The following is an 11,615-nucleotide window of genomic DNA, read 5'->3' as shown; positions in this document are numbered from 1 at the left end:
GTTTTTTTGGTAGAGCGGCACCTACCTTAAAGTCATACCTTAAAGTTCGGTAACAATATTATAAGAATTAACGGTTGTTCCCACAACGATTCTTGGTATATCAAACGAAATATTGCATGAATGCTGTATATTCGAAGTAGGAGGGTGATTTGTTCATGGGAAATTTGACAATAGAAGAAAAGCAGCAGTCGGTTGAAGCGTTTAAGTCGATTATTCGTAAATCGGAAAAGGCGCTCTCTCATATGAAAACAGATGCGCCACAGACGAGATTGCTTGAGAAGCGAATGAAGGCTGCTCGGATTGGCGTAGATACGCTTCTTGCACGTTGGGAAGGTCAGGAATTGGATGTCAGCAAAACAGATTTAATGGAAGCCAAAAAAGAACTGGAGGGATTACTGTTGACACTGCCTTCATTTCTTAAGAGATCAAAAGAGGGCAGTGGGCAGCGGACCTACATTACGAGAAGGATAAATGCTCTAAAAACTGCAGTTTACTATGTGGACGAGCTGATTGAAAAAATTGATAAAGATCATCAATTACGGGGATAGCGAGCAAGAATCGGCCCGTTACTTGATGGCTGCCGGATCAAATCTTGCTTCTGTTACCCGTTGGTAGCTGCCTTGCGGCGCTAAACCAAGATGAAACGAACCCTATTTTCTCTAGAAAAAAAGCGGTCGCTATCGTACTCGCCTCTATTTTGGCGGGTGCGTTTTTTTGTTGTTTTGTCCTTCTTAAGAATTGACAATGCTTTCTTTAGATTGTTGTCTATCGTGTCCGCATTGACAGCGCTTACAATAAAGGCAGAGGAAGGGGGGATAAGATGATTCACAAAAACACGCAAGATGCCGTCTTGACGAATCATTCAGGAAGGGTTTGGAAGCGATTTAAAAAACAACGCACCCTACAGGCATTTGTGCTGATCGGCATTATCTATTTGCTTATCTTCGCTTATACGCCAATGTTCGGCATCTTGATGGCTTTCAAGCACTACTCGATCGTGACCGGCATTCAGGGGATCTTTACAAGCCAGTGGGCCGGGCTGCAGCACTTTCACGAGTTGGTGACCGATTACCGCTTCGGTCAAATTGTCCGAAATACGTTGGTACTCAGCCTGCTGAAAGTCATCTTCACGTTTCCGCTGCCCATACTTTTCGCGATTATGCTGACGGAACTTCGCAACATGGTTTTTAAGAGGGTTGCCCAGACGGTGAGTTACTTACCTCATTTTATCTCGTGGGTCGTTGTCGCCGGATTGACCTATTCGTTCTTCTCAACCGAGGTGGGGATCGTCAATCGCATTCTGATGGGGATAGGGATCATCGATGCGCCGCTGACGATTCTGACAAATCCGAACTCCTTCTGGGGGCTCGCCGTAGGAAGCGCGGCATGGAAGGAAATGGGCTGGTGGGCGATCATTTTTCTTGCCGCCATCTCCGGCATAAATCCTTCGCTGTACGAAGCCGCCCAGATCGACGGAGCTGGGCGATTAGCCCGCATTCGCCACATTACCTTACCGGGCATCATGGGAACGATCGTTGTGGTATTGATTCTTACCGTCGGTAATATTCTTGGAGGCGGTCTTGTCGGGTCCAACTTCGAGCAGTCCTTCTTGCTTGGCAACGACATCAACAATTCGACTTCGGAAATCGTACAAACCTATGCTTTCAAGGTCGGGTTGAGCCAAGGGCGTTTCGATTATGCCGCATCCATCGATTTGCTCCAATCCATCATCTCCGTCACGCTGGTGTTCCTCAGTAATTGGATTGCCAAGCGAGTGTCGGGATCAAGTCTCTTCTGAGGGGAGTGAACAAGGTGTTGTCTAGGAGAACTACTGAGGACTGGATCTTTGACATTGCAAATTACTTTCTCTTGCTTATCGTCATCATCGCGACGGCTTATCCGTTCTATTACGTCTTCATGATGTCCTTCAATGCGGGAACGGATGCGGCGATTGGCGGTTTGTATTGGTGGCCGCACCATGTCACGTTGGAAAATTATGCCAAGTTCTTTTCCGATTCCAAGTGGTCCATGGCGCTCGTAGTTACGGTTGCCCGAACAGTCGTCGGTACCTTACTGGGAGTCATCTTCACAATGATGGTCGCGTATGGCCTGTCGACGAAAGATCTGGTGTTCGGCAAGTTGTATTTTACGCTCGTAATCATCGCCATGTATTTCTCCGGCGGGTTAATTCCGTATTACGTGGTGCTTCGCTCCTTGTTCCTGTTGAACACGTTCTGGGTCTATGTCATTCCGACCATGTTGAACACATTCTTCCTGTTGATCGCCATATCGTTCTTCCGGGAGTTGCCGTCGGAAGTGCGGGAATCCGCCTACCTCGACGGAGCAGGAGAACTGACCATATTTATGCGCATCGTTTTTCCGGTATCCAAGCCGCTGCTCGCGACCATGTCCTTATTCCTGGGAGTGGGGCAATGGAATTCCTGGCTCGACTCGGCCTATTTCGTGCAAAACAACGACTTGCGGACGCTGACCTATCGAATGATTGAGCTTATCAACACCGCTCAGATTCCCGCATCCGCAGCCGCGGCAGGGGCAACCAATACCGTAACATCGTACTCGTTGCAACTGACGGCGCTCGTCGTCTCGATCGCGCCGATCTTGTGCGTGTATCCGTTTTTGCAGAAGTATTTTGTGCAAGGCATCATGTTGGGGTCGGTCAAGGAATAACCAACGTTCGATTATGAAAGTGAATGGCTTTAATTAAATAAAAACTTCTAAAGGTATATCTCTAAGGAGGGGGATCCCAAATGCGAATGGTTGAACCAAGAAAGTTGGCGGCAATCTCGTTATCCGTATTGCTGGTTCTTGTCATGCTGGCAGGTTGCACGAAGGGCAGTGGCAGCGACGGCAATGCCTCAGGTACAGGGGACGGCGGCAGTATAAGTACGAAAACCGAAGATTCGACGCCCACGGCCCAAAACCCGCTCACGCTCAAGATGTTTATTGATTATCCGTGGTATCCGGTCAAAGAATGGAAAGGACCTATTGCTGATGCCCTCACCCAGAAGACAGGAATTAAATTGGATATTACGGTTGCGGCTGACGCTACGCAGCTGTCTACCATGATCGCCTCGGGCGACTTGCCCGACCTGGTCTTTACCGGGGGACAAAATGGGATTCGAATGTCAGATCCGAATCTGTCGTATGCATGGAATGAATTGATTCCGAAGTATGCTCCGGATTTCGAAATAGATCCGATCCGAAAAGCAATCAACACAGCATCGGACGGCAATATCTACACCGTTCTGAATTCATTCGCCACCGCGCAAGAATGGGAAGACAATAAATATGCGGTCGGTAGTGATGGAAATCCAGGTTTGGCCGTAAGAAGCGACATTTTGAAACAATTAGGAAATCCGCCGATTAAAACACTCGACGATTTTGTCAACATCTTGGAACAAGTGAAATCAAAATATCCCGATATGATTCCGTTGGTTCTGGATCCGAACTGGCAGGAAGGATATTTCCAAGTTCAGTTCGGGGTCAGTGTGGGCGGCAGTGAAATGAACGTAGGGAAAGACGGTAAGCTGCACTTTTATATTACGGATCCGAATATGCTCGAGTATTACAAATTCTTTAATATGTTGTATAGCAAAGGTCTGATTTTGCCGGAAAATTTTGCGATGACCAACAGCGATATTACCGGTGATTATGCCCACAGCGGGAAAGCTTTTGCTCATATGGGCACGGTCTCCATGGCGGATATGAACAACGTAGCGGCTAAGAAGGACGGTAAGCCGTATACGTGGGAAATGCTGCCGGAAGCCTTGACTCCGCAAGCCTCTATAATCGATGACGGTATCGGTTTTGCCGGCACTTTCATTACGAAGAGCAACAAGCATCCAGCGGAATCGATCAAATTCCTGCAGTATTTGGCCCAACCGGATACCCAAAAACTGATGATGTGGGGCGAGGAAGGTAAGGATTGGCAGATGAACGAGGACGGATATCCGGACTTCAACTATGATCCTACTGATGACGACTATGTAAGTTCGCAAGGATTGAAGTGGTATTATTTCTACTCGGACGGCATCTACGAATTCATTCGCGGGTATGTACCGGAGTCGCAAAATACAAAAGCGCTGCTTGAAATCAAAAACATTAAAAAATTTGATCCTGTACTGGGAATGGTTCAACCTCCCGCTAATTCGGAATACGCCAATATAAAAACCAAACTTGATGATTTGATCAAGACCGGGCGGACGAAGATCATTCTGGCCAAAACCCAAGAGGAAGCCGTTCAGGCTTACAATGATATGATCAAATTGGCGAATCAAATTGGAATGGCCAAATTGGAGCAATGGGCATCGGAACAGTATGCAGAAAAACAAAAATTGATGAAGTAATTTGAATCAATCTAATTTTGAACCCCCAATTCCTTGTCCCAAATTCCTTCCTTCTGATCTATAATGTATGAAACCGCTTTATTAATACTGGAGGCGCTGGATGAGAAGGAGCTTGGCAGCGATAAAAAGCAAACTAACAGGTATCGGCATTGTCAGGAAAATGATGATTAGTTATATCTGCATCATTTGTTTGCCGGTGATTGCTTTCGGTTTCTATTATTATCATCAGATCAGCGGGATGCTTATAGAAAAAATCGCCATCAACCACCGGCAGACGATGCAGCAAGCCTACAACAATCTGAATGTCAGTCTGACCCATTATGAATCGTTGTACAAATTCGTGCAAACCAATCCGTTTATCGTCGATTATTTGGACGGTGAGTACAACACGGACGCCGAAAGTGTGTTTAACTATTTGTCCTATATCTATCCGCAAGTCGAGTATTTGGTAACGGGGGATTCCAGAATTTCAAACATTATCCTCTACAAATTCAAATCGAATGTGCTTCATATTCCGAATCAGATCGTTGACGCAAGCGATCTTGAACCCGATATACGGGAAGCAATCAGCAAGCTCAAGCCAGACCAAGGGATCTGGATCAATCAAATGGACGGGATGGATTTGACCGCACTCTGTTATTACCAAGTATTATATGACCGAAATTACACCGATCAGCTTGGGATTATGGAGATCACCGTCTCGGCAAAAGTCCTTCAGAATTTTATGAATACGCTCCGGGCAGATTCAAGCTGGGAGGTCTATCTGCAGAATCAGCAGGGAGAATTCGTGCAGCCTGTTGCCAATTCCGGTGCAAACGCAGCCGGCACCAAGGTTGCGGCTGGGGTCACGCTCCCTCGTCACCCCGGAAGATCGGCAATCTTCGACCGCCTGGATCTCGAAAGTCTTGGCCTTGAAGTTGTGGCATTCGGGAAGAAAAACGAAATGTTCCGGGACATCAAGACGAAGGAAGCTTATTTGGCCGCTATGATCATTCTATTGCTTCTGGGACTATCATTCGCGTATTTTATGCTGGCTTCTTCGATTGCCAAAAGAACGTCCCAACTTGCAAGACATATGCGCACGGTCGGGAACAACAATTTGAAGATGTATCCCAAGCCAGGCGACATGGACGAAATTGGTTTCTTGACCGCTTCTTATAATGCGATGGTCAAACGGATCGAAGAATTGATCGAGAACGTCCACCGCGCGGAGGCGCTTCGCAAAGAAGCGGCTTTCAGAGCGCTTCAAGCGCAGGTAAGGCCGCATTTTCTGTATAACACACTGGAGACCATCCGCATGATGGCGGTGGCCAAGAACGTGCCGGAAGTGGCAGAGATCGCGTATTCCTTCGGTCAATTGATGCGGTATAGCTTGTCCCCCACATCCAGCGAAACGAAGTTAAGTCAAGAACTCGAGATGGTGGGCAGCTATCTGGACATTCACCGGATTCGCATGAAAGATCGTCTCCAGTACAAGATCGAAGGGACGTGGATCGCCGAGAACGTCAAATGCCCTCGATTCATTCTGCAGCCGGTCGTCGAGAACTGCATCGTTCACGGAGTGTCGAAGGTGCGTCGCCCGACTTGGATTAACGTCGCCGTATCGGAGGACGAGGAGTTTTATATCATCACGATTGAAGATAACGGAGGAGGGATAGAGGAATCCATGCTGAATGAATTACGCATAAGGCTGAGAGGCCCCTTCGAGGATTCCATGCTGGGGGAACGCGGCAGCATCGGACTACGCAACGTGTTGGAACGAATCCATTCTTATTATGGCGGTCGGTCGCGGCTGGAGATCGACAGTACGAAGGGAACAGGAACCATGATCCGAGTGTTCTTGAACAAGCAAAAGGATGAGGTCGATTGAATGAAGTTGATGATTGTCGACGACGAACCTTATATCTTGGAAGGACTTACGAAGATGATCAAGGAAGCATCGACGGGCTTTACGCAGATCATGGAAGCGAAAGATGCATTCGAGGCGCTTGATAAGATGCCCGGCTTCCATCCGGACGTCGTGATCACCGACCTGGATATGCCGGAAAAGGATGGTTTTGAGTTGATCGAGGAAACGAGGAAAGCAGGTTACTGCGATCGATTTGTCATCTTAACGGGCTATGACGAGTTCGAGTATGCGCGCAAAGCCATCCGGGCGAAGGTCGTTGAATATTTGCTTAAACCAATCAATCAAGATGAAATTATGAAGATTTTAACAACCATTTTTACGGACATCAACGGGCCTCTGGAGCACATCGGGCACATGGATAAAATCGTGGATTATATTAACCGGCATTACAGCAACCCGCTTTCGCTCGACGATCTAGCCGGTTATACAGGGCTTCATCCGAATTACATCAGCAACTTGTTCCGCAAAGAGCTCGACATTACGTTTATTCATTACCTGAATTCCGTTCGGATCGAGAAAGCCAGGGAACTATTGGAACAAGATCGGCATCTATCCGTCCATCTCGTCGGACAACAGGTTGGTTATGAAAGTCCGCAGTATTTCCTGAAAATATTCAAGCGTTACATAGGGATGACACCGGGACTCTACAGGGAGAATGCTACACGGTCCAACTGAGGCATGAGGCGCGATATTTTGAATGGAGGGTGAGGATTAGAATGAACTTCTCGAAACTGAAGGACTACCTCAACAGCTTTTACACGGAGAAAAACATTCCCGGCGTGGGAATGGCCGTGTATTACAAGCACAAGCCTGTCTTCGAGCATTATGCGGGATTCTCCGATGTGGAGAATCAAATCAAATTCGGGCCGGATTCGATCTTCCGGCTTTATTCGGCCACCAAGGTTATTACCTGTACGGCGCTCTTGCAATTGTTTGAGGCTGGATTGTTCAGGCTTAGCGACCCGCTGCATGAATATATTCCCGAATACAAGGACATGGTCGTACGGCATATTCGGAAGGACGGGTCGGAGGAATTGCGTTCCGCACAGAACCACATCACGATCGAGCATCTATTCAGCATGACCGCGGGGATCGACCGACGAGATACCGAAGAGACCGACAAAGTGATCAAGGCATCGGGCGGGGAAGGCAGAACGTTGGATGTCATCAAAGCTCTTGCCAAGGAGCCGTTAATTTTCGAACCGGGCACCCATTTCAAATACGGCGCTTGCCACGATGTGTTAGGCGCATTAATCGAGGTGCTATCGGGCAAGACGTTCGGGACTTATTTAAAGGAGAACATTTTTGACAGGATCGGTATGCGTGATACTTCTTTTGTTATGAAGGACGAAAAGCGTTTCTGCAAGCTGTACAACAACTTTAACGGAAAGACGCACACCGCCGAGAGCATCGGAGAGACATTCAGGCTCCAGCCAGGCAGGGCTTACGAGAGCGGCGGGGGCGGACTCTTCTCTACCGTACCCGATTATATCTTGCTAGCCGAGACTCTGTGCAATTATGGGCTGGCACCGAACGGCGAACGTATCCTGAGAAAAGAGACGGTCAATGAGATGAGGAAACGGCGTTTGAGCCAAGAGGCACAGCAGGATTTCGCCAAATTCGGCGGAGTGAGCAAGAGCGGATATAGTTACGCTCTCGGCGTACGGACACTTGTGGACAGGGAGGAAAACAATTCTTTGAGCCAAAATGGCGAGTTCGGTTGGGATGGCGCCCGCGGTTGCTATGTTGTCATTGATCCGGAGGAAGAATTGACACTGTTCTATGCCCAGCAGGAGGGCGGCTCACCTTGGTATCGCTGGCATGGCACGATTCGAAATTATGCATACGCCAGCGTCTGGGAAGACTGACGCAACTGGAATGAACGATTGGAAGCATTTTAATAATGAGAGGTGAACTTAACTTGAAGCTTTGGTATGAATCGCCTGGCACATCATGGCAAGAAGCGTTGACGATCGGCAATGGACGGATTGGAGCGATGGTGTTCGGGGGTGTAGAGAAAGAAAGAATCCAGATTAATGAGGAGACGTTATGGTCTGGTGGTCCGCATGATTACAACCGGCCGGACGCCGGAAAGCATTTGCAGGAAGTCAGGGACTTGATCTTCGCCGACCGGGTGGAGGAAGCCGAAGAATGGTTCTTGAAGCATATGAGGAGCGATCCGTTCTGTATGCAGGCGTTCATCCCATTCTGCGATCTATGGATGGAATTTCCGGAGCATGGCGAGGCGGAGAATTACTACCGCGAATTGGACCTGGAGAGAGCGGTGGCGACCGTACGCTACGAATTGAATGGGGTCAATTATACGCGCGAAGTCTTCTGCTCCCACCCCGGTGGATGCATGGTCATCCGGATCACGAGCAATGCGCAGGGAAGCGTGTCCGTGAATGCCTCGTTGACCAGCGTCCATCCGGATACCTCCGTTCATACGGACGGGAACAGGACGTATCGGCTTGTCGGGCGTACGGGCACGCGCAAGTCCGCCGACTTCACCAAACACTGGATCGCTGATTGGGAAGGGCCGGGGTTGTCGTTCGAAGGAAGTCTCACGGCTTTTTGCGATGGAGGACAGTGCATCGCCGATGGCAGCGGACTCAAGGTCGCGAACGCGGATACGGTGACGTTCGTGTTCTCGGGAGCGACAGGATTCGTGAACTACCAGGATATCAGGGCGGATCCGACCGAGAGAAACCGGCAGTATATCGCCGGCATTGCCGGTCGGCCCTACGAGGATGTATTGAACGAACATGTCGAAGATTATGCGGCCTTGTTCAATCGCGTGTCGTTGACTTTAGGACAGCGCGATAGCTCCATGGACCGCATGCCGACAGACCAACGCATCCGATCCGTGCGCCGGACGGAAGATGCGGAGCTGGCGGCTATATATTTTCAGTTCGGACGCTATTTGCTGATCGCCTCATCCAGGCCTGGCGGTCAACCGGCCAACCTGCAAGGGATCTGGAACGAAGATGAATGGCCGGCATGGGGCAGCAAGTGGACGATCAACATCAATACCCAGATGAATTATTGGCCGGCCGAAGTCGGGAATTTGCCGGAATGCCACTACCCGCTGTTCGATCTGATCGACGATCTTCGAGTAACCGGGGCACGTACCGCCGAGCTTTATTACGGCGCGCGGGGCTTCGTCGTCCATCACAATGCGGATTTATGGCGCGGGGCCGCGCCAGTCGATATTCATGCGGGTATCTGGCCTATGGGCGGCGTGTGGTTGGTGCAGCATTTGTGGGATCACTATGAATACAAGCCCGACGCGAGCTTTCTAAGAGAGCGGGTTTATCCCGCTATGAAGGAAGCGGCGAGGTTCATCCTGGATTTTCTCGTGGGGGCGCCGGCTGGACATAAATATCCAGGCATGCTGATCACCGTGCCGTCCTATTCGCCGGAGAACGCCTATATCGACGCGCAGAAGCGCAGACGCTTTCTCTCCTATGCCTGCACGATGGATCTTCAGTTGATCCGCGACTTATTCGAACGCGTCTTGATTGCAAGTGACCTTTTGCGGGAAGACGCCGCGTTCAAGGACGAGGTTAAGGACGCGCTCGACCGGCTGCCACCGATGCAGATCGGCCGGTACGGGCAATTGCAGGAATGGTTGGAGGATTGGGATCGTCCCAGCGATCATAACGGGCATGTATCCCATCTGTATGGGCTGTATCCCGGCAATCAGATTAACGAAGTAGATACACCTGAGCTTTTCGCTGCGGTGAGGAACAGCCTCGAACTTCGCAACAGCGGACGAACCCATAACTGGCCGGCGGCATGGCGTTCCGGGCTGTACGCGCATCTTCGCGACGGGCAAAGGGCGCGCGAACACATCGTCGACCTGTTGGCGGAATCGACGAACCCGAACATGATGAATCAGCGGCAACCTTTTCCTATGCAGGTGGACGCGAATTTTGGAGGATCCGCCGGTATCGCGGAAATGCTGCTTCAAAGCCGTGCCCGATATAAGGGAGATCAAGCAGAATATCAGATCGATTTGCTGCCGGCGCTTCCCATTCAGTGGTCGGAAGGCTCCGTGACGGGCCTGCGGGCACGAGGCGGTTTCGAAGTCGACATGGTCTGGGCGGACGGCTTGCTGAAATCGGCGGCCGTACGTTCGTTGAACGGATCAGCATGTACGCTGCGGTATCGGGAAGAGTCGATTTTATGCATGGTGGGAGCGGGAGAGGACTTCCAATACTGTCCAGCCTTAAGCAATTCCTCACGATGAGAACGGTGCTATACAAAAACTGCGCTGAGGAAATAATCCCCAAGTGTAACATACTCATATCAACAACACCACGGACAGAAAGGATGGTTCATATGTCGGCAGAAGTTAAAGAATCTGAATGGGAGGGCTTCACCCGGCTGGATTTCACGTTTAAAGGACGCGAGTGCATCCTTATACAGCCTAAAACGCGCTCAGGCAAGCCAGACGGCGGCAAAATGGTTATGTACATGGAGTATTTCGGCGCCTTCCCCAACACTGCGATTTCGCTCGTCGAGCACGGCTACCACCTCTCCTACATAAAGAACAGCAACCGGTGGGGAACCGACGATGATCAGCATATGCGTCGAGATTTTGTGGATTTCCTGGCTGAAGAATACGGCCTGTCCCGCCGGTTCGTGACAATCGGCATGAGCGCGGGCGGCGTGACCTCGGTAAATTTCGCCCACCTGTACCCTGACTACGTGTCGGTGCTCTACCTCGACGCGCCGGCCATGAATTTGTTGAGCGCCCCGCTCGGCTACAACAAGCCCACTAGGAGCGAGGAGACGGTAAAGGAAGTTTTGGACGCGCTCGGCCTGACTGCGTCGGAGATGCTAAGCTTCCGCGGCCATCCCATGGACAAAATGGGCACGCTTGCCGAGCACAACATCCCGGTGGTGCTGCTCTACGGCGACAGCGACACCAGCGTCCCGTATGAGGAAAACGGCAAACTCCTGGCTGACTTCTACGATAACCACGACAAGAGCGACATTATCACTGTGTTCGGCAAGGAAGGGTGCGGGCACCACCCCCACGGACTGCCGGATCCCAAGCCGATCGTGGATTTTATAATGAAGCATGACAGGTAGCTGCCTATAATCCGTATAAGGATGATGGGAGCGGATGTTGACCGGCCAACCGCCAAGTGTGAACTTGTGGTGCCTCGGGACATTTCTTGGGACTATTTTTTATTTTTATCGATCCAACCGCCAGAGTTGTGATAGCGCCGATGATGGATCTAAAGGGGATATTTGCGTCAGAAGTCAATGACACAAATATCCCCTTTACCCGACAACGTCTGCATTGGTGATGACGGCCGACTGTAGCC

General features: G+C 50.2%; 9 protein-coding genes. All 9 read left to right on the top strand.

Going from position 1 to position 11,615, the window contains the following annotated elements:
- Positions 1-155 precede the first annotated feature (155 nt).
- Positions 156-548 carry a hypothetical protein gene (locus CJP46_RS25670; protein WP_094598483.1) on the top strand — a complete coding sequence of 131 codons (393 nt, stop codon included), beginning with the start codon at positions 156-158 and terminating at the stop codon, positions 546-548.
- Positions 549-820: 272 nt separating this feature from the next.
- Positions 821-1,798 carry an ABC transporter permease gene (locus tag CJP46_RS25665; RefSeq protein ID WP_094598482.1) on the top strand — a complete coding sequence of 326 codons (978 nt, stop codon included), beginning with the start codon at positions 821-823 and terminating at the stop codon, positions 1,796-1,798.
- A 14-nt stretch (positions 1,799-1,812) separates the two neighbouring features.
- The gene (locus CJP46_RS25660) at positions 1,813-2,688 is read left to right on the top strand and encodes a carbohydrate ABC transporter permease (protein ID WP_094598481.1); all 876 of its coding nucleotides are present in this window, start codon (positions 1,813-1,815) and stop codon (positions 2,686-2,688) included.
- Positions 2,689-2,768: 80 nt separating this feature from the next.
- The gene (locus CJP46_RS25655) at positions 2,769-4,367 is read left to right on the top strand and encodes an extracellular solute-binding protein (protein ID WP_094598480.1); all 1,599 of its coding nucleotides are present in this window, start codon (positions 2,769-2,771) and stop codon (positions 4,365-4,367) included.
- A 100-nt stretch (positions 4,368-4,467) separates the two neighbouring features.
- A complete protein-coding gene (locus CJP46_RS25650) occupies positions 4,468-6,237 on the top strand; it encodes a cache domain-containing sensor histidine kinase (protein WP_094598479.1) in 1,770 nt (589 codons plus the stop codon).
- Positions 6,238-6,951 (top strand): response regulator transcription factor, encoded by a 714-nt coding sequence (locus CJP46_RS25645; protein ID WP_094598478.1) that lies wholly within the window; start codon positions 6,238-6,240, stop codon positions 6,949-6,951.
- A gap of 41 nt (positions 6,952-6,992) precedes the next feature.
- The gene (locus tag CJP46_RS25640) at positions 6,993-8,144 is read left to right on the top strand and encodes a serine hydrolase domain-containing protein (protein WP_094598477.1); all 1,152 of its coding nucleotides are present in this window, start codon (positions 6,993-6,995) and stop codon (positions 8,142-8,144) included.
- A 53-nt stretch (positions 8,145-8,197) separates the two neighbouring features.
- A complete protein-coding gene (locus CJP46_RS25635; protein WP_179281332.1) occupies positions 8,198-10,528 on the top strand; it encodes a glycoside hydrolase family 95 protein in 2,331 nt (776 codons plus the stop codon).
- A gap of 92 nt (positions 10,529-10,620) precedes the next feature.
- Positions 10,621-11,376 (top strand): alpha/beta fold hydrolase, encoded by a 756-nt coding sequence (locus CJP46_RS25630; protein ID WP_094598475.1) that lies wholly within the window; start codon positions 10,621-10,623, stop codon positions 11,374-11,376.
- The last annotated feature ends 239 nt before the right edge of the window (positions 11,377-11,615 follow it).

The organism is Paenibacillus sp. XY044 (assembly GCF_002257645.1).
Taxonomy (GTDB): Bacteria; Bacillota; Bacilli; order Paenibacillales; family Paenibacillaceae; genus Paenibacillus_AQ.
Note: the sequence above shows the minus strand (reverse complement) of the source record. Positions and strands in the feature narration are given on the sequence as shown.

Bases quoted from the DNA above. Each gene is read 5' to 3' on its own strand.
- CJP46_RS25670 (WP_094598483.1), top strand. From the start codon at position 156: ATGGGAAATTTGACAATAGAAGAAAAGCAGCAGTCGGTTGAAGCGTTT.
- CJP46_RS25665 (WP_094598482.1), top strand. From the start codon at position 821: ATGATTCACAAAAACACGCAAGATGCCGTCTTGACGAATCATTCAGGA.
- CJP46_RS25655 (WP_094598480.1), top strand. From the start codon at position 2,769: ATGCGAATGGTTGAACCAAGAAAGTTGGCGGCAATCTCGTTATCCGTA.
- CJP46_RS25650 (WP_094598479.1), top strand. From the start codon at position 4,468: ATGAGAAGGAGCTTGGCAGCGATAAAAAGCAAACTAACAGGTATCGGC.
- CJP46_RS25645 (WP_094598478.1), top strand. From the start codon at position 6,238: ATGAAGTTGATGATTGTCGACGACGAACCTTATATCTTGGAAGGACTT.
- CJP46_RS25640 (WP_094598477.1), top strand. From the start codon at position 6,993: ATGAACTTCTCGAAACTGAAGGACTACCTCAACAGCTTTTACACGGAG.
- CJP46_RS25630 (WP_094598475.1), top strand. From the start codon at position 10,621: ATGTCGGCAGAAGTTAAAGAATCTGAATGGGAGGGCTTCACCCGGCTG.